This window comes from Pseudomonas sp. 10-1B, from assembly GCF_000935045.1.
Lineage (GTDB): Bacteria > Pseudomonadota > Gammaproteobacteria > Pseudomonadales > Pseudomonadaceae > Aquipseudomonas.
In genome coordinates this window covers 13,602-31,892 of the sequence record NZ_JYKS01000010.1, presented here as the reverse complement: position 1 = coordinate 31,892, position 18,291 = coordinate 13,602, and the positions used below count along the sequence as shown (strand labels likewise).

General features: G+C 61.8%; 13 protein-coding genes. 2 read left to right on the top strand and 11 right to left on the bottom strand.

Features of this window, described 5'->3' with window-relative positions; translation table 11 throughout:
• Positions 1 to 527 precede the first annotated feature (527 nt).
• The 11 genes from TZ03_RS07675 to mtnA form a co-directional block, all read right to left on the bottom strand.
• Positions 528 to 1,592 (bottom strand): LPS O-antigen chain length determinant protein WzzB, encoded by a 1,065-nt coding sequence (locus TZ03_RS07675; protein ID WP_051096743.1) that lies wholly within the window; start codon positions 1,590 to 1,592, stop codon positions 528 to 530.
• 232 nt (positions 1,593 to 1,824) lie between these two features.
• The gene (locus TZ03_RS07670) at positions 1,825 to 3,252 is read right to left on the bottom strand and encodes an MBL fold metallo-hydrolase RNA specificity domain-containing protein (RefSeq protein ID WP_051096742.1); all 1,428 of its coding nucleotides are present in this window, start codon (positions 3,250 to 3,252) and stop codon (positions 1,825 to 1,827) included.
• A 102-nt stretch (positions 3,253 to 3,354) separates the two neighbouring features.
• A complete protein-coding gene (locus tag TZ03_RS07665) occupies positions 3,355 to 3,618 on the bottom strand; it encodes a LapA family protein (RefSeq protein ID WP_051096741.1) in 264 nt (87 codons plus the stop codon).
• Positions 3,619 to 3,637: 19 nt separating this feature from the next.
• Positions 3,638 to 3,940: an integration host factor subunit beta gene (ihfB, locus tag TZ03_RS07660; RefSeq protein ID WP_016715025.1), complete on the bottom strand. Its 303-nt coding sequence runs from the start codon at positions 3,938 to 3,940 to the stop codon at positions 3,638 to 3,640.
• A gap of 1,214 nt (positions 3,941 to 5,154) precedes the next feature.
• The gene (gene rpsA, locus TZ03_RS07655) at positions 5,155 to 6,831 is read right to left on the bottom strand and encodes a 30S ribosomal protein S1 (protein ID WP_003252673.1); all 1,677 of its coding nucleotides are present in this window, start codon (positions 6,829 to 6,831) and stop codon (positions 5,155 to 5,157) included.
• 124 nt (positions 6,832 to 6,955) lie between these two features.
• Positions 6,956 to 7,642: a (d)CMP kinase gene (gene cmk, locus TZ03_RS07650; RefSeq protein WP_051096740.1), complete on the bottom strand. Its 687-nt coding sequence runs from the start codon at positions 7,640 to 7,642 to the stop codon at positions 6,956 to 6,958.
• Positions 7,639 to 9,879, bottom strand: a complete 2,241-nt coding sequence (locus tag TZ03_RS07645; protein WP_051096739.1) for a bifunctional prephenate dehydrogenase/3-phosphoshikimate 1-carboxyvinyltransferase — start codon at positions 9,877 to 9,879, stop codon at positions 7,639 to 7,641. Before TZ03_RS07645 ends, cmk begins: the two co-directional genes overlap by 4 nt.
• Positions 9,880 to 10,042: 163 nt before the next feature.
• The gene (pheA, locus tag TZ03_RS07640; protein ID WP_013971453.1) at positions 10,043 to 11,137 is read right to left on the bottom strand and encodes a prephenate dehydratase; all 1,095 of its coding nucleotides are present in this window, start codon (positions 11,135 to 11,137) and stop codon (positions 10,043 to 10,045) included.
• Complete coding sequence (gene serC, locus TZ03_RS07635) at positions 11,137 to 12,222, bottom strand: 3-phosphoserine/phosphohydroxythreonine transaminase (protein WP_051096738.1); 1,086 nt, start codon at positions 12,220 to 12,222, stop codon at positions 11,137 to 11,139. Before serC ends, pheA begins: the two co-directional genes overlap by 1 nt.
• Positions 12,223 to 12,489: 267 nt before the next feature.
• The gene (gene gyrA, locus TZ03_RS07630; RefSeq protein ID WP_051096737.1) at positions 12,490 to 15,255 is read right to left on the bottom strand and encodes a DNA gyrase subunit A; all 2,766 of its coding nucleotides are present in this window, start codon (positions 15,253 to 15,255) and stop codon (positions 12,490 to 12,492) included.
• A gap of 358 nt (positions 15,256 to 15,613) precedes the next feature.
• A complete protein-coding gene (mtnA, locus tag TZ03_RS07625) occupies positions 15,614 to 16,690 on the bottom strand; it encodes an S-methyl-5-thioribose-1-phosphate isomerase (protein ID WP_051096736.1) in 1,077 nt (358 codons plus the stop codon).
• 203 nt (positions 16,691 to 16,893) lie between these two features.
• Here mtnA and ubiG point away from each other — a divergent pair, with 203 nt between their 5' ends.
• Complete coding sequence (gene ubiG, locus TZ03_RS07620) at positions 16,894 to 17,592, top strand: bifunctional 2-polyprenyl-6-hydroxyphenol methylase/3-demethylubiquinol 3-O-methyltransferase UbiG (protein ID WP_051096735.1); 699 nt, start codon at positions 16,894 to 16,896, stop codon at positions 17,590 to 17,592.
• Positions 17,593 to 17,594: 2 nt separating this feature from the next.
• On the top strand, positions 17,595 to 18,266 hold the full coding sequence (gene mupP, locus TZ03_RS07615) for an N-acetylmuramic acid 6-phosphate phosphatase MupP (protein WP_051096734.1): 672 nt from the start codon (positions 17,595 to 17,597) through the stop codon (positions 18,264 to 18,266).
• Positions 18,267 to 18,291: the final 25 nt, after the last annotated feature.

Genomic DNA, 18,291 nt, shown 5'->3' with positions numbered 1-18,291 from the left:
TACTATTCCGAGCACCAGCCGGCCGATCCATGCGATCAAGCTTCTTCGACACCTTTATCCTGAAAGCATCAGGTTTAGCCTGAAACGGAAAAGTCCAAACGAGCGTCATAGGAGTCCAGGATTGCACCAACCCTACCTCTGCCGGTGGCAGCGAATAAATCCTCGAGCGATTTAATGTATCCAGCTGATTCAGCGCAACAGGTCTTAAAATGACGGACAGTTCATATAAAGGTGTAACGCTTAGGTGGCAACCGCACAAACATCCACGATAGCAATGATGAGCACACACCTACGCCAGATAGCGCGATAGATTAACAAGGTCGATTTTACCTGAGACAACTATGGATAGGACGCGTACAACACTGGCCATATTACTTGTCTACATGCTAACGACGGGTTAGCCAAGACATGCAGAGAAAAAGAAGCGCATCGTGCTCGCTCTTCCAGCTGTCCACCTCACCGGTGACGAAAGGGCATTCTTTACACCTTCCGAAACCGACAACAATGTCTTGGCGACACACTTCTCGTCAGGTAGGCGTCCCTAGGTTCATCACCTTACGCTTCCACCACAGGTCTCGGCCTAGCGCTACCAACACACCAAGCCCCACGCCTACCAAGGCTGACAACAGCATGATTATAGCTTTTCGCGGCTTGATCGGCTTATCCGGTTGAGAAACAGCGCCGTCCTGCTGATACATTGCAACCACTGAGGGGTCTATCTTCAGATTACGTAAAAAATTCAGTTTCTCTTGTTGCTCACGTAGATTCGGTATGAATGGATCATCCGATGACCGCGACTCCAAGTTGGCGATTTCCGCTTCCAATGCTTTGGTTCCGCGCATGTAAGTAAGTGACCCATTCATCCCGGCAGACACTTCGCTGGACAGTGTTTCGGAGATGATAGGTGGCTTTTCCAAGCCAACTGATCGAGCAATGCGCAACGCTTCCTTGAGCTGGGCGATCTGGTCCGCACGTTGGTTGCCAGCACTGGCCCGCGACGCCCTGATCAGTTGCTCCAGATTATCCGCCATGATCGATATATCGCTGCGAGTCCCGCTCAGCAGTTCGCTCTTCGCTCGATCCGAAGCCATTTCGGCATAGTTTGATACCCAAGCCGCCGCGAGGCCCGGATCTTCAACGTTCGCCGTAAGAACATAACGCTCTGGCATGTCTTTCGAAGCCTGAGCCACCTTGAGCATACTGTTGAACTGGGCATACAGGGCATCACGCGAACCGCCCCGCCTCTCCTCCGTCAGCGTTGGGAGGAAAGCATTGCGGAAAAACTGATCTCGCACAGCTTCAGACTGAAGCGCCCTCAAGTAGATGGTGTACACATCCTTGGGACTTAGCAGCGTCAAGCCAGTCCCAGCGCCACGCCCATAGTTAAGCTGCGCAATCTCATTCTGAGAAGGCGGCTGAATGTAGAGCTTTGCCTCATACACCGGCGACGCCAACATCACATAAGCGAACCCCAAGGCGATCACCGGCAACGCAACCAGCCCTACCCAAAGCTTTTGCCGCCAAACCCCCTGCACAAGCTCAATCAAGTCAATCTCGTCACCACCACTCAGGAGCTCGCGTTCATTGCGCATTTAGTCTTTTTTTCCTTGGGTCCATCTGATTGAGTCATCTTGGAGGCTCGCTTCCGACCTCGTGAATAGCTGCTGCTCTAGGCCCCTCAACTCAAGCCAGCATAGCGGCAATTTGCCAATCCGCCAATCTGCAGCCCCCGGCCTCACTTACTTCGCATTAATCAGAAATAGAGGGAACCCAGCCACAGAAGTTCCTCACTTTTCGACAGACATCACGCTTCCCGCCCAATGGTCACTCCGCAATTGTGACGCTCACTTCATTTCCCTCATGCACAAACGCTTTCCGCAGTACTTGAGCCAGCATCTGCTTCGCCCGCCCCTCTCCATGCACCAATACTATCCGCCGCGCATTGCAACCCAGCGCAAACCTCACCAACCCCGCCTGGTCTGCATGCCCCGAATACCCACCCAACGTCACCACCTTGGCGCGGATCTCATACATCTCCCCATCCAGATCAATCTGCACAAACCCTTCCGCCCCTTCACTGGCCTGTATCACCGCCCCCGGCGTGCCCTTGGCCTGGTACCCCACGAACATCACCTCATGCCGAGGATCCCCCAACATAGCCTTGAGATAACCGACGATCCGCCCACCGGAGCACATGCCATTGCCGGCAATGACAATCGCCGGTCGGCCGGTGCTTTTGAGGTAGTTGACCACCTGCTGGTGGCGGGCATGGGTATCGACGCACACCAGTTGATTGAACCCGAGCGGGTCGCGCCCCTGCTGCATCCGCGTCCTGGCTCCGTCATTCCAATAGCCATGCAACTGCCGGTAGACGGCAGTTAAACGCTGGGCCAATGGCGAGTCGAGAATGATCGGCAACTGTGACCAGGCAAACGTATCATCACCGGGAACCATGGAGGGATCTCCCAGCAATGCCTTGCGGTGCAGAATGCCTTCGAGCTCGAACAACAACTCCTGGGTGCGACCCAGACTGAAAGCGGGAATCAGAATGGTGCCACGATCCTGCAGGGCGCGGTCGATAACCTGCTCCAGCTGTTTCTGGCGATCGCTGCGATCCGGATGCAGGCGGTCACCATAAGTGCTTTCCAGCACCAACACATCTGCCGGCTCAGGCGGCTGTACGGGGCGCAACAGAGGATTCCCTTCGTGACCAAGGTCACCGGAGAAGACGATGCGCTGGTTTTGCCCTGCCAGGTCGACATTGCATTCCACATAGGCCGAACCCAGCAGATGGCCGGCGCGCTGCAGGCGAATGCGGCAGGTAAGACCGGGGCGCTCGACCAGCGAGTGCCACTGCTCGAAAGGCAGGGGCACGATAAGGTCGCGGATGAAATCGAGGTATCTCGACACATGGGCAGGTTCGCGGCTGATGCCTAGCTTGTAGGCGTCTTCCAGTACCAGCGGCAGCAACCGGGCAGACGGTTCGCTGCACAGGATGGGGCCGCGATAGCCGGCGGCCAGCAGGGCCGGGATGCGGCCAACGTGGTCGAGATGCACATGGGTGACGACCAGGGCCTGGATGCCCTGCACGTCGAAGCCGAGCGGCGCGGACTCCGCGCCTGGCGCTGCCTCGGCGCCCTGCTCCAGGCCGCAGTCGACCAACAGACTGGTGGACGGGTCGAGATGCAACTGGTGGCAGGAACCGGTGACGCCGCGGGTACCACCGTGATGGGAAAGACCGGGATATTCCATGCTGCACTCACTCGCCTGAGCCGAAAATGAAGTGCGCTATTACTCCATGACGACCGCTGCTAGCAAAGGTGAAGCTTTCCTAAGCAGTTGTAGGAAATTTCCTTAATTACCGCTCAACGCCTCCTGACGGGCAGAAGCCTTGATCTTGCGCTTGCTACGCTGCACGCCGTAGGCACCCAGCAACGGCCCGACTGCCAGGCCAATGACCAGAGCGGCCAGTACCAGCACGGCAATCGGCATGGCCGGGGCGGCCCAGCCGAACAGGACCAACGACACGGTTTGCTGGTTCTCCAGCACGAAGAACAGCACCACAGCAGCCAACAGCAGCAGGAATACCGCCGCCAGGGCGCGCTTGAGGTTACGCATCAGATTGCTCCTTGTGGAATCAGGTGTGAACCTCGTCATGTTCGTCTTCATTGACCCGGTCGCGCAACTCTTTACCGGGCTTGAAATGCGGCACGAACTTGCCTTCAAGGCTGACCGACTGGCCGGTCTTTGGGTTACGGCCCACGCGAGGGGCACGATAGTGCAGCGAGAAGCTGCCAAAACCGCGAATCTCGATGCGATCACCGGTGGCCAGGCACTGTGACATCTGCTCAAGCATGGTCTTGATGGCCAGTTCCACGTCCTTGGACGAGAGCAGCCCCTGATGGGTGACAATACGTTCGATCAGCTCCGACTTCGTCATATTTTTCCCTTCGTTATCAAGCAGCTAGATCATTGCTTAAGCAGGTTGTAGCACGCCGGGAAAGATTTGAACAGGGTGGTTCTTGACTTAATAAAAAAATTCAAGATTGAAGTTTTACAGGAATGGTCTAGTCAGAGGGGTTGCCAGACCCTGCATTCAGGCCAACAGCGACTGCGCGGGAGCGGACTCGCCCGGATGCCAGTCAGGTAAGGCTGATAAGGCACATTGGGGCTGCGTGGCAGCCCATCGCCGGCAAGCCAGCTCCCACAGGGGTTGCACATGGCTTGCGGCTAGTGCTGTCATTGTGGGAGCGGCCTTGTGTCGCGAAAGGGCCGCAAAGCGGCCCCAGCAATCTGTGCACCTGCGCTGAAACCCTGGGGCTGCTCCGCAGCCCTTTCGCGACACAAGGCCGCTCCCACATGGACCGCATCAGCCTCAAGGCCTGTGCAGTGTCTGTGTGTGGCTTGCCGGCGATGAGGCCAGTCCAGGCAATACAAGACAGTTGCTCCCACCTCGACCGCATGGGCCTCAAGCCCTGTGCAGTACCTGTGTGGCTTGCCGGCGATGGGCCGCAAAGCGGCCCAAATTGCTTAACTGGCATTAGGGCTCACCCGCGAACACCGGCGCAGCCGTGCCATACACCGCACTGCCTAATTCGCGGGCAAGCCCGCTCCTACATGGACCGCGCAAGCTGTTTAGATTTTGAGGAAGACAGTTGCCCCACCTCGACCGCACTGGGCTCAAGCCCTGCGCAGTACCTGTGGGAGTTGGCAGCGAACACCGGCGCAGCCGTGTTATACACCGCACTGCCTAATTCGCGGGCAAGCCCGCTCCTACATGGAACGCGCAAGCTGTTTAGATTTTGAGGAAGACAGTTGCCCCACCTCGACCGCACTGGCCTCAAACCCTGCGCAGTACCTGTGGGAGCTGGCAGCAAACACCGGCGCAGCCGTGCCATACACCGCACTGCCTAATTCGCGGGCAAGCCCGCTCCTACATGGACCGCGCAAGCTGTTTAGATTTTGAGGAAGACAGTTGCTCCCACCGGTGGGAGCAACGGTGCGGCGATCCGATTTACCCGCGAAGAATGCGAAGCGGTGGATGGCACCGGCTGTGCCGGTGTTCGCGGCTGAAGCCGCTCCTACAGGATTGATTTATCGCGGGAATAAAAAAGGGCGACCCGAGGGTCGCCCTTTTTACCGATCAAACAGAACTCAGTTCTGCTTGGCCATTGCTTCGCGCAGCAGCGCAGCCATGGTGGTGTCGGCAGCCGCTTCCGGAGCGTTTTTCAGGCTCTGGATGGCTTCGCGCTCTTCAGCGTCGTCTTTCGATTTGATCGACAGGCTGATAACGCGGGACTTGCGGTCAACGCTGATGATCTTGGCTTCGATCTCTTCGCCTTCCTTCAGGACGTTACGCGCATCTTCAACGCGGTCACGGCTGATTTCGGAAGCTTTCAGAGTAGCTTCGATGTCGTCGGCCAGGGTGACGATGGCGCCTTTGGCGTCAACTTCTTTCACGATGCCCTTGACGATAGCGCCCTTGTCATTGACAGCAACGAAGTTGGAGAACGGATCGTCTTCCAGCTGCTTGATGCCCAGGGAGATGCGCTCGCGCTCTGGGTCGACCGACAGGATGACGGTTTCCAGCTCGTCGCCCTTCTTGAAACGACGTACGGCTTCTTCGCCGGTTTCGTTCCAGGAGATGTCGGACAGGTGAACCAGACCGTCGATGCCGCCGTCCAGGCCGATGAAGATACCGAAGTCGGTGATCGACTTGATGGTACCGGTGATCTTGTCACCCTTGTTGAACTGGCCGGAGAAGTCTTCCCATGGGTTGGACTTGCACTGCTTGATGCCCAGGGAGATACGACGACGCTCTTCGTCGATGTCCAGAACCATGACTTCCACTTCGTCGCCAACCTGAACGACTTTCGACGGGTGGATGTTCTTGTTGGTCCAGTCCATTTCGGAAACGTGTACCAGACCTTCAACGCCTTCTTCCAGCTCAGCGAAGCAGCCGTAGTCGGTCAGGTTGGTAACGCGAGCTTGTACGCGAGTACCTTCTGGGTAACGGGCAGTGATAGCTACCCACGGATCTTCGCCCATCTGCTTCAGACCCAGCGAAACGCGGTTGCGCTCACGGTCGAACTTCAGAACGCGAACGTCGACTTCGTCGCCAACGTTAACGATTTCCGATGGGTGCTTGATGCGCTTCCAGGCCATGTCGGTGATGTGCAGCAGGCCGTCGATACCGCCCAGGTCCACGAATGCGCCGTAGTCGGTGAGGTTCTTGACGATACCTTTGACTTGCTGGCCTTCCTGCAGGGTTTCCAGCAGGGCTTCGCGCTCGGCGCTGTTCTCGGCTTCCAGCACGCTGCGACGGGAAACGACAACGTTGTTGCGCTTCTGGTCCAGCTTGATGACCTTGAATTCCAGCTCTTTGCCTTCCAGGTGGGTGGTGTCGCGCACTGGGCGGACATCAACCAGGGAGCCCGGCAGGAACGCACGGATGCCGTTAACGTCGACAGTGAAGCCGCCCTTAACCTTACCGTTGATAACGCCCTTGACCACTTCTTCGGCGGCGAAAGCTGCTTCCAGAACAATCCAGCACTCGGCGCGCTTGGCTTTTTCACGGGACAGTTTGGTTTCGCCAAAGCCGTCTTCGACCGCGTCCAGCGCAACGTGAACTTCGTCACCGACCTTGATGGTCAGCTCGCCAGCTTCGTTGTAGAACTGCTCGAGCGGGATGACGCCCTCGGACTTCAGGCCAGCGTGTACGGTAACCCAGTCGCCGTCGATGTCGACAACGATACCGGTGATGATGGCACCCGGCTGAAGATTGAGGGTTTTCAGGCTTTCTTCAAAGAGTTCTGCAAAGCTTTCGCTCATTTTAATTCCTGTAGATTCGGGCGAAACAGACGCCCATAACCACATTCCAGACAATGTGGGTTCGTTTTAAGTAAAGGAAAGCGGGCAGGACGTTGACTGGTGCCCCTGCCTGCTTTCCTGGCTATCAGAGAAGGTCGCGCAGGGCGATCTCACTCCTGATACGTTGCAACACCTGCTCGATGGACAACTCGGTAGAGTCCAACTGAATGGCATCGGCCGCTGGCTTCAGCGGGGCCACTGCACGTTGGGTGTCGCGCTCATCACGCGCACGAATCTCATCCAGCAGACTCGACAGACTAACATCTTCACCCTTGCCCTTCAACTGCAGGTAGCGGCGACGTGCGCGCTCCTCCGCGCTGGCGGTGAGGAAGACCTTCAACGGCGCGTCCGGGAACACCACGGTGCCCATGTCGCGGCCGTCGGCGATCAGGCCCGGCGCCTCGCGGAATTCGCGCTGGCGCACCAGCAGGGCATCCCGCACTGCTGGCAGCGAAGCCACCATCGACGCACCCGCGCCGACGGTTTCGGTGCGGATGACGTTGCTGACGTCCTCGCCCTCAAGGATGATCTGTTGCAGCTTACCGGGCTCGGCGGCGATGAACTGCACATCCAGATGGGCGGCAAGCTTGGTCAGCAGCTCTTCGTTGGTCAGGTCGACACCATGGTTGCTGGCGTTGAATGCCAGCAAACGGTAAAGCGCGCCGGAATCCAGCAGCTTCCAGCCCAGCTCGCGGGCCAACAGGCCTGCTACCGTGCCCTTACCCGAGCCGCTTGGCCCGTCGATGGTGATGACCGGTGCCAGCGAACTCACGACTTGCCCTCTTCCGCTACGCGGATGCCGACTTCGGCGCACAGCGCCAGGAAGTTGGGGAACGAGGTCGCGACGTTGGCGCAGTCGTGGATGCGGATCGGCGCGCTGGCGCGCAGCGAGGCCACGCTGAAGGCCATGGCGATACGGTGGTCACCGTGGCCATGCACTTCGCCGCCGCCCAACTGGCCGCCGTCGATGATGATGCCGTCCGGGGTCGGCTCGCACTTGATGCCCAGGGTGATCAGGCCGTCGGCCATCACCTGGATGCGGTCGGATTCCTTCACCCGCAGTTCTTCGGCGCCACGCAGCACGGTACGCCCTTCGGCGCAGGCAGCGGCGACGAACAGCACCGGGAATTCGTCGATGGCCAGCGGCACCAGCTCTTCGGGAATGTCGATACCCTTGAGTTTGGCGCCACGCACGCGCAGGTCGGCCACTGGCTCGCCGCCGACTTCACGCTGGTTTTCCAGGGTGATGTCGCCGCCCATCAGGCGCAGGATGTCGATTACGCCGGTACGGGTCGGGTTGATGCCAACGTGCTCGAGCACCAGCTCCGAGCCTTCGGCAATGGACGCCGCCACCAGGAAGAACGCTGCCGAGGAAATGTCGGCCGGCACTTCGATGCGGGTGGCGGTCAGCTTGCCACCGGACTGCAGCGAGGCCACCGGGCCATTCGACTCGACCGCGTAGCCGAAGCCGCGCAGCATGCGCTCGGTGTGGTCACGGGTCGGTGCCGGCTCGGTGACGGTGGTCTTGCCTTCGGCGTACAGGCCGGCCAGCAGCAGGCAGGATTTGACCTGGGCACTGGCCATCGGCAGCGTGTAGGTCAGGGCCTTGAGCTTGTGGCCACCGCGGATGGTCAGCGGCGGGCGGCCTTCAGGGCCGGTCTCGACCACGGCACCCATTTCGCGCAGCGGGTTGGCCACACGGTTCATCGGGCGCTTGGACAGCGAGGCGTCGCCGGTCATGGTCACGTCGAACGACTGGCCAGCCAGCAGGCCCGACAGCAGGCGCATCGAGGTACCGGAGTTGCCCACGTACAGCGGCCCGGGTGGCGGTTTGAGGCCATGCAGGCCAACACCGTGAATGGTCACGCGACCGTGGTTGGGGCCTTCGATGACCACCCCCATGTCACGGAATGCCTGCAGGGTCGCCAGCGCGTCCTCACCTTCGAGGAAGCCTTCGACCTCGGTGGTGCCTTCGGCCAGCGAGCCGAGCATGATCGAGCGGTGAGAAATCGACTTGTCGCCCGGTACACGGATTCGCCCGTTCAGGCGGCCACCCGGTTGGGCCAGGAAAATCAGATCGTTGGCGTTCATAGCGTCCACATAGGCCCGGCGGGCCAGGATTTTACTGAAATGCTCGCGGGCCACCCGAGCGCGGGTGAATACACCCAGCAGCTGGTGCCCGTCCCCTGCATCGATCGCGTCGCGCAAGGCGTCGAGATCGCTGCGATATGTATCAAGCGTGCGCAGGACAGCGTCGCGGTTGGCGAGGAAGATGTCGTGCCACATGGTCGGGTCGCTGCCGGCGATTCTCGTGAAATCGCGGAAGCCTCCCGCAGCGTACCGGAAGATCTCGAGGTTTTCATTGCGCTTGGCCAGCGAATCGACCAGGCCGAAGGCCAGCAGGTGCGGCAGGTGGCTGGTGGCGGCCAGTACTTCGTCGTGGCGCTCGACCGGCATGTGCTCCACATCGGCATCCAGCGCACGCCACAGGCGGTCGACCAGGGCCAGGGCGGCCGGGTCGGTTTCGGCCAACGGCGTGAGGATGACCTTGTGCCGGCGGAACAGGGTGGCGTTGGAGGCCTCTACCCCGCTCTGCTCGGAGCCGGCGATGGGGTGGCCGGGCACGAAGCGCGCCAGGCGCCCGCCAAACACTTGCCGCGCGGCGCGTACCACATTGCCCTTGGCGCTGCCGACGTCGGTGATGACAGCATCGCCAAGGTCGAGCTGGGCCAGGCGGGCCAGCAGTTTTTCCATGGCCAGGATCGGTACGGCCAGCTGAATGACGTCGGCGCCGACACAGGCGGCGGCGAGGTCTTCTTCGCAGCGGTCGACCACGCCCAGGGCCACGGCCTGCTTGCGCGAGGGGGCGTCCAGGTCGACACCGACCACTTCGCGGCACAGGCCGCTTTCACGCAGGCCCTTGGCGAACGAGCCACCGATCAGGCCGAGGCCGACCACGACCAGGCGGTCGATGATTGGTGCGGGTTTGGTTGTTGCTGCATTTACCACTGGTGCGAACCCTGTTCAGAAATCTAGACAGCCTGTTAGGGCCATTAGGGCCGCGGCGCGGCCCTTCGCGGGCAAGCCCGCTCCTACATTGAACGCATGATGCCGATATTTGTAGGAGCGGGCTTGCCCGCGAAGGGCTGCACAGCAGCCCCAAGGCCTTGAATCAAAGCACCGCCTTCGGATAAGAACCCAACACCTTCAGCGCCACAGCCTCTTGGCTGATCTGCTCGAGCACCGCCTTGATCAGCGGGTCGCGGTGGTGGCCGACGAAGTCGATGAAGAACACGTAGGTCCACTTACCACTGCGCGACGGCCGGGTTTCGATGCGGGTCAGGTCGATGCCGTTCTGGTGGAACGGCACCAGCAGCTCGTGCAAGGCACCCGGCTTGTTGCTCATCGAGACGATGATCGAGGTCTTGTCGTCGCCGGTCGGCGGCACTTCCTGGTTGCCGATCATCAGGAAGCGCGTGGAGTTGTCCGGGCGGTCTTCGATCTTCTCGGCCAGGCGGGTCAAACCGTACAGGTTGGCCGCCATATCACCGGCGATCGCCGCCGAATTCCACTCGCCCTTGACCCGTTTGGCTGCCTCGGCATTGCTCGAAACGGCCACGCGCTCCACGTTCGGGTAGTGCGCGTCCAGCCACTTGCGGCACTGGGCCAGGGACTGGGCGTGGGAGTAGATGCGGGTGATGCTGTCGGTCTTGGTGTTCTCGCCCACCAGCAGGTGGTGGTGAATGCGCAGCTCGACTTCGCCGCAAATCACCATGTCGTGCTCGAGGAAGCTGTCCAGGGTGTGACTGACCGCACCTTCGGTGGAGTTTTCCACCGGCACCACGCCGAAGTTGACGGCACCGGCCGCCACTTCGCGGAACACTTCGTCGATGGCCGCCATCGGCCGGCTGATCACCGCGTGGCCGAAGTGCTTCATGGCCGCGGCCTGGGTGAAGGTACCCTCAGGGCCGAGGTAGGCGATTTTCAGCGGCTCTTCCAAGGCCAGGCACGACGACATGATTTCGCGGAACAGCCGCGCCATCTCTTCGTTGTCCAGCGGGCCCTTGTTGCGCTCCATCACGCGCTTGAGCACGGCGGCTTCACGCTCGGGGCGGTAGAACACCGGTTTTTCGCCTTCGGCCAGCGAGGCAGTCTTGACCTTGGCCACTTCCTGGGCGCAACGGGCGCGCTCGCTGATCAGCTCGAGGATCTTCTCGTCGAGGCTGTCGATGCGAACGCGCAGCGCCTTGAGCTCGTGCTCGGACATCAGCCGTGCTCCTTCTCGAATTCGGCCATGTAGGCCACCAGGGCTTCGACTGCGTCAAGGCCCAGGGCGTTGTAGATGGAAGCGCGCATGCCGCCCACCGAGCGGTGGCCCTTGAGGTTGAGCAGGCCGCGGGCGTCGGCGCCGGCGAGGAAGGCCTTGTCCAGGCGCTCGTCAGCCAGGCGGAACGGCACGTTCATCCACGAACGGGCGTTGTGGCTGATCGGGTTGCTGTAGAACTCGCTGCTGTCGATGAAGCCGTACAGGCGGTCTTTCTTGGCGCGGTTGCGCTGCTCCATGGCGTCGACGCCACCCTGCTCTTTCAGCCACTCGAAGACCAGGCCCGAGAGGTACCAGGAGTAGGTGGCCGGGGTGTTGTACATCGAGCCGTTGTCGGCCGAGACCTTGTAGTCGAGCATGGTCGGGCAGCTGCTGCGGGCGTGGCCCAGCAGGTCTTCACGGACGATCACCACCACCAGGCCGCTGGGGCCGATGTTCTTCTGCGCGCCGGCGTAGATCAGGCCGTACTGCGACACATCGATCGGGCGCGAGAGGATGTCGGACGACATGTCGACTACCAGCGGCACATCACCGGTCTCGGGCACCCAGTCGAACTGCAGGCCACCGATGGTCTCGTTGGACGCATAGTGAACGTAGGCCGCGTTCTTGGTCAGGTTCCACTCGTTCTGGCCAGGGATGGCCAGGTAGTCGTAGGGCTTGGCGCTGGCGGCGACGTTGACGTTGCCGAAGCGGCGCGCTTCGTCGATGGCCTTTTTCGACCAGATGCCGGTCTCGATGTAGTCGGCGGTGCCGGTTTCCGGCAGCAGGTTCAGCGGGATCTCGGCGAACTGCTGGCTGGCGCCGCCCTGCAGGAACAAGACCTTGTAGTTGGAGGGGACGGACAACAGGTCACGCAGGTCCTGCTCGGCCTTTTCGGCGATGGCCACGTAATCGTCGCTGCGATGGCTCATTTCCATCACTGACAAGCCCTTGCCACGCCAGTCCAGCATCTCGGCCTGGGCGCGCTGCAAAACAGCGTCAGGAAGCGCGGCAGGGCCTGCGCAGAAGTTAAAGGCTCGTTTGCTCACATCCACTCTCGCTCTGCCAAATGGTACGAATTCGTTGTTGCATGCCACACCGCCCCCTGTGGGAGCGGCCTTGTGTCGCGAAAGGGCTGCGAAGCAGCCCCAGCGATTTGTGCGTTAAAGCTAAAACCCTGGGGCCGCTGCGCGCCCCTTTCGCGACACAAGGCCGCTCCCACAAAAGCCAGATCCCACAACAAGCGGTCAGGCTTTGCCTGCTGTAATCAGTCAAACGGGGCGACCTTGGTCGCCCCGTTCGGGTTTTACGCTTGCTTACTCCTGCTGGGCCTCTTCGGCGCCAGCAGCTTCGTCATTGTCTGGCGCTTCAGCCTCGACGCCTTCCTCGTCCGTCTCGATCACATCGTCGAGTTCGTCCTCGGACGGCTCCTGGATACGCTCCAGGCCCACCAGTGTCTCGTCAGTGGCCAGCTTGATCAGGGTCACGCCCTGGGTGTTACGGCCCAGGCTGGACACCTCGCCAACGCGTGTACGCACCAATGTGCCCTGGTCGGAGATCAGCATGATCTCTTCGCCTTCCTGCACCTGGATGGCGCCGATCAGCAGGCCATTGCGCCCCTTGGTGCCCATGGCGATCACGCCCTGGCCACCACGGCCGCGACGCGGGAACTTGGACAGCGGGGTACGCTTGCCGAAGCCACGCTCGGAGGCAGTGAGGATCTGCGCGCCGGACTCGGGGATCAGCATCGAGATGATCTGCTGGCCCTTGCCCAGTTTCATGCCCCGCACGCCACGGGCGGTACGGCCCATTTCGCGCACCACGCTCTCGGCGAAGCGGATCACCTTGCCCGCGTCGGAGAACATCATGACTTCCTTGGCACCGTCGGTGATGGCGGCAGCGATCAGGGTGTCGCCTTCCTTCAGCTTCAGGGCGATAAGGCCGTTGGAGCGCGGACGGGCGAACTGCACCAGCGGGGTCTTCTTGACGGTACCGGAGGCAGTGGCCATGAAGATATAGGCGCCGGTCGGCTCGGCAACCCATTCCGGGGTGTCGCCGTCCTCTTCGTCGATTTCTTCGGCTTCTACCACTTCGCCGTCGATCACGCCGTCGTCGCCGTCCTCCAGCTCTTCGTCCGGGTCGGCGCTCTGCTGCAGGGCCTCGAGGTCGATCTGCAGCATGGCGGTGATGCGCTCACCCTCTTCCAGCGGCAGCAGGTTGACCAACGGGCGACCGCGGGCAGCGCGGGACGCTTCTGGGATGTCGTAGGTTTTCAGCCAGTACACCTTGCCCTTGCTGGAGAACAGCAACAGGGTGGCGTGGCTGTTGGCGACCAGCAGGTGTTCGATGTAGTCCTCGTCCTTCACCCCGGTGGCCGACTTGCCTTTGCCGCCACGGCGCTGGGCCTGGTAGGCGGACAGCGGCTGGGTCTTGGCGTAGCCACCGTGGGAAATGGTCACCACGCGCTCTTCTTCCGGGATCATGTCGCCGTAGTTGAGGTCGTGGCGCGCATCGAGAATCTCGGTGCGGCGGACATCGCCGTATTCGGCGCGGATCGCTTCCAGTTCCTCGCGGATCACTTCCATCAGGCGCTCGGCGCTGCTGAGGATGCGGATCAGCTCGCCGATCTGCTCGAGGATTTCCTGGTACTCGGCCAGCAGCTTCTCGTGCTCCAGGCCGGTCAGGCGGTGCAGGCGCAGGTCGAGGATCGCCTGGGCCTGTTCCGGCGACAGGTAATACTTGCCTTCACGCAGGCCGTACTGCTCCGGCAGGTCCTCGGGGCGGCAGGAATCGGCGCCGGCGCGCTCGACCATGACCTGCACGGCGCTGGATTCCCAGGCAGTGGAAATCAACGCTTCCTTGGCTTCCGACGGGGTCGGCGAAGCCTTGATCAGGGCGATGACCGGGTCGATGTTGGACAGCGCAACTGCCTGCCCCTCGAGGATGTGGCCGCGTTCGCGGGCCTTGCGCAGCTCGAACACGGTACGCCGGGTCACCACTTCACGGCGGTGACGGACGAATGCTTCGAGCAGGTCCTTGAGGTTGAGCAGGCGCGGGCGACCGTCGATCAGGGCCACGATGTTGATGCCGAACACGCTCTGCAGCTGGGTCTGCTGGTAGAGGTTGTTGAGCACTACCTCTGGCACCTCGCCGCGACGCAGCTCGATGACGATACGCATGCCGTCCTTGTCGGACTCGTCGCGCAGCTCGGTGATGCCTTCGATCTTCTTCTCTTTGACCAGCTCGGCGATCTTCTCGATCAAGCGCGCCTTGTTCAGCTGGTACGGCAGCTCGGTAACGATGATCTGCTGGCGACCACCGACCTTGTCGATGTCTTCGATCTCGGAGCGCGCGCGCATGTAGATGCGGCCACGGCCGGTGCGGTACGCCTCGATGATGCCCTGGCGGCCGTTGATGATACCGGCAGTCGGGAAGTCAGGGCCGGGGATGAACTGCATCAGCTCATCGATGGTGACTTCGGGGTTGTCGATCAGCGCCAGGCAGCCATCGATGACCTCGCCGAGGTTGTGCGGCGGGATGTTGGTCGCCATGCCCACGGCGATACCGCTGGAACCGTTGACCAGCAGGTTGGGGATACGGGTCGGCATGACTGCCGGGATCTGCTCGGTGCCGTCGTAGTTGGGCACCCAGTCGACAGTCTCTTTGTGCAGGTCGGCCAGCAGCTCGTGGGCCAGCTTGGCCATGCGCACTTCGGTGTATCGCATGGCCGCGGCGTTGTCGCCGTCCACCGAACCGAAGTTGCCCTGGCCGTCGACCAGCAGGTAGCGCAGCGAGAACGGCTGGGCCATACGCACGATGGTGTCGTAGACCGCGGTGTCGCCGTGCGGGTGGTACTTACCAATCACGTCACCGACCACACGGGCGGATTTCTTGTACGGCTTGTTCCAGTCGTTGCCCAGTTCGCTCATCGCATAGAGAACGCGACGATGCACGGGCTTCAAGCCGTCACGTGCATCGGGCAGCGCTCGCCCGACAATCACGCTCATCGCGTAGTCGAGGTAAGACTGTCTCAGTTCGTCTTCGATATTGACCGGGAGGATTTCTTTGGCCAGTTCGCCCATGAGAAGCCTGATTCCTTTTTCTGGTGAAACTTCGCAGCTCCATCAAGGGCCGAACGAAGCTCGCCGCCGCAGCGCATAAGGGTGCGACGACTTACGACAAATCAATGAGTTGTGCCATGGATCTGCGCAATGAAGGCCGCCGTGATGGGCGGTCTTGGAAACTGCCGGATGTTATCACAAAGGCGGGGGCGGTGGGGAGATGTGGCAGGTGGCCTCACTCCGCTTTCCAACCCGGGATTTTCACTGGCTTCTTCGCGGGCATGCCCGCTCCCACAGGTACATCATCGCCCTCAGGCCTTGCGATATTCCTGTGGGAGCGGGCGAGCCCGCGAAGAGGCCGGTAAAAGCGCCGAAAATATCAGTGCAGGCGCTTGCGGCACATCAGTTGCGCCAATTTGGCAGTATCCGGGCGTTCGACGATGCCGCGCTCGGTCACGATCACGTCGATCAGGTCGGCCGGGGTCACGTCGAACACCGGGTTGAACACCTCGACAGCCGGCGCCACCCGCGTGCCGGCGTAATCCAGCAGCTCATCGGCCTCGCGCACTTCCAGCGGGATATCCTCGCCGGTGGCCAGGTTCAGGTCGATGCTGGTGCTCGGTGCCACCACCATGAAACGCACGCCATGGTGCATGGCGCTGACCGCCAGCTGGTAAGTGCCGATCTTGCTGGCCACGTCACCATTCGCCGCAATGCAGTCCGCCCCCACCACCACCCAGGTGATGCCCTTGCTCTTCATCAAATGGGCCAGCGCCGAGTCGGCGCACAGGGTCACCGGGATGCCTTCGTTGGCCAGTTCCCAGGCGGTCAGCCGCGAGCCTTGCAGCCAGGGGCGGGTCTCGCCGGCATACACCCGCTCGACCATGCCATCCAGGTAGCCAGCACGGATCACCCCCAGCGCGGTGCCGAAGCCGCCACTGGCCAGGGCGCCGGCGTTGCCGTAGGTGAGCAGCGCCTGGGCATTGCCCTGGTGGCGACGGATCAGCTCGATGCCGTACTGGGCCATGGTCAGGTTGGCTTCGCGGTCGCTTTCATGGATGGCCACCGCTTCGGCCTCCAGCGCTGCCAGCACGTCTTCGTCCGGGCGCAGGCGCTGCAGGCGCTCGCGCATGCGGTTCAGCGCCCAGAACAGGTTGGCGGCGGTAGGGCGTGCCTCGGCCAGGCTGAGGAAGTCTTCTTCCAGGTCCAGCTCCCAGTCGCCACCCTCGGCCAGCCGCTCTTCCAAGGCCAGCACCAGGCCATAAGCCGCGGCAATGCCGATGGCCGAGGCGCCGCGCACGGCCATGTCGCGGATCGCCGCTGCCACCTGCGCGACATTGTCGCAGGCCAGCCAGCGCTCTTCCGACGGCAGCAGGCGCTGGTCGAGCAGGTGCAAGACGCCGCCCTGCCAGCGGATCCCGGTCACCTTCTCCGCCGCCAAAAGTCGCTCGCGCATTGCCTCTCCCCGTCGTTCGGATATCAAAAGCCGGCGATTATAGCGACCCTCGGGGCCGAGCGCTCGGGTATACTCCGGCGTTTTGGAGCGCAAGCTACAAGCTGCAAGCTGCAAGAAACGGCGAACGGCGATTCGGCCCGCTTTTTCTTGCAGCTTGCAACTTGTAGCTTGCAGCTCGGCCCCACGTTTCAGAGGACTGTTCAATGAGCAACGTCGACCGCGCCGAAATCGCCAAGTTCGAAGCGCTGGCCCACCGCTGGTGGGACCGCGAAAGCGAGTTCAAGCCGCTGCACGAAATCAACCCGCTGCGCGTCAACTGGATCGACGAGCGGGCCAGCCTGGCCGGCAAGAAGGTGCTGGACGTGGGTTGCGGCGGCGGCATCCTCAGCGAAGCCATGGCCCTGCGCGGTGCCACGGTCACCGGTATCGACATGGGCGAGGCGCCACTGGCCGTGGCCCAGTTGCACCAGCTGGAGTCCGGCGTGCAGGTGGAATACCGGCAGATCACCGCCGAGGCCCTGGCCGAGGAAATGCCCGAACAGTTCGACGTGGTCACCTGCCTGGAGATGCTCGAACACGTGCCCGACCCGTCGTCGGTCATCCAAGCCTGCTACCGCATGGTCAAGCCCGGCGGCCAGGTGTTCTTCTCCACCATCAACCGCAACCCCAAAGCCTACCTGCTGGCCATCGTCGGCGCCGAGTACATCCTGAAGATGCTGCCGCGCGGTACCCACGACTTCAAGAAGTTCATCCGCCCGTCCGAGCTGGGGGCCTGGAGCCGTGCCGCCGGCCTGGAAGTGAAGGACATCATCGGCCTGACCTACAACCCGCTGACCAAGCACTACAAGCTTAACAGCGACGTCGACGTCAACTACATGATCCAGACCCTGCGCGAGGAATGAGCATGCGTTTGCGAGCAGTACTCTTCGACATGGACGGCACCTTGCTCGACACGGCGCCGGACTTCATCGCCATCTGCCAGGCCATGCTCGCCGAGCGCGGCCTGCCGGCGGTTGACGACAACCTGATTCGTGGCGTGATCTCGGGTGGCGCCCGCGCCATGGTCGCCACCACTTTCGCCATGGACCCGGAGGCCGAAGGTTTCGAGGCCCTGCGCCTGGAGTTCCTCGAACGCTACCAGCGTGACTGCGCGGTACACAGCAAGCTGTTCGACGGCATGGCCGAGCTGCTGGCCGACATCGAGAAAGGCAACCTGCTGTGGGGCGTGGTCACCAACAAGCCGGTGCGCTTCGCCGAGCCGATCATGCAGCAGCTGGGCCTGGCCGAGCGCTCGGCGCTGCTGATCTGCCCGGACCACGTGAAAAACAGCAAGCCCGACCCCGAGCCGCTGATCCTGGCCTGCAAGACCCTGAACCTGGACCCGGCCAGCGTGCTGTTCGTCGGCGACGACCTGCGCGACATCGAGTCTGGCCGCGACGCCGGCACCCGCACGGCCGCGGTGCGCTACGGCTATATTCATCCAGAGGACAACCCCAACAACTGGGGCGCCGATGTGGTGGTGGACCACCCGCTGGAACTGCGCAAAGTGATCGACAGCGCGCTGTGCGGCTGTTGAGTTGCTACGGCTGACGACTACCTCT

Bases quoted from the DNA above. Each gene is read 5' to 3' on its own strand.
- TZ03_RS07675 (WP_051096743.1), bottom strand. From the start codon at position 1,592: ATGCGCAATGAACGCGAGCTCCTGAGTGGTGGTGACGAGATTGACTTG.
- TZ03_RS07670 (WP_051096742.1), bottom strand. From the start codon at position 3,252: ATGGAATATCCCGGTCTTTCCCATCACGGTGGTACCCGCGGCGTCACC.
- TZ03_RS07665 (WP_051096741.1), bottom strand. From the start codon at position 3,618: ATGCGTAACCTCAAGCGCGCCCTGGCGGCGGTATTCCTGCTGCTGTTG.
- ihfB (WP_016715025.1), bottom strand. From the start codon at position 3,940: ATGACGAAGTCGGAGCTGATCGAACGTATTGTCACCCATCAGGGGCTG.
- rpsA (WP_003252673.1), bottom strand. From the start codon at position 6,831: ATGAGCGAAAGCTTTGCAGAACTCTTTGAAGAAAGCCTGAAAACCCTC.
- pheA (WP_013971453.1), bottom strand. From the start codon at position 11,137: ATGTCCGAGCACGAGCTCAAGGCGCTGCGCGTTCGCATCGACAGCCTC.
- gyrA (WP_051096737.1), bottom strand. From the start codon at position 15,255: ATGGGCGAACTGGCCAAAGAAATCCTCCCGGTCAATATCGAAGACGAA.
- mtnA (WP_051096736.1), bottom strand. From the start codon at position 16,690: ATGCGCGAGCGACTTTTGGCGGCGGAGAAGGTGACCGGGATCCGCTGG.
- ubiG (WP_051096735.1), top strand. From the start codon at position 16,894: ATGAGCAACGTCGACCGCGCCGAAATCGCCAAGTTCGAAGCGCTGGCC.
- mupP (WP_051096734.1), top strand. From the start codon at position 17,595: ATGCGTTTGCGAGCAGTACTCTTCGACATGGACGGCACCTTGCTCGAC.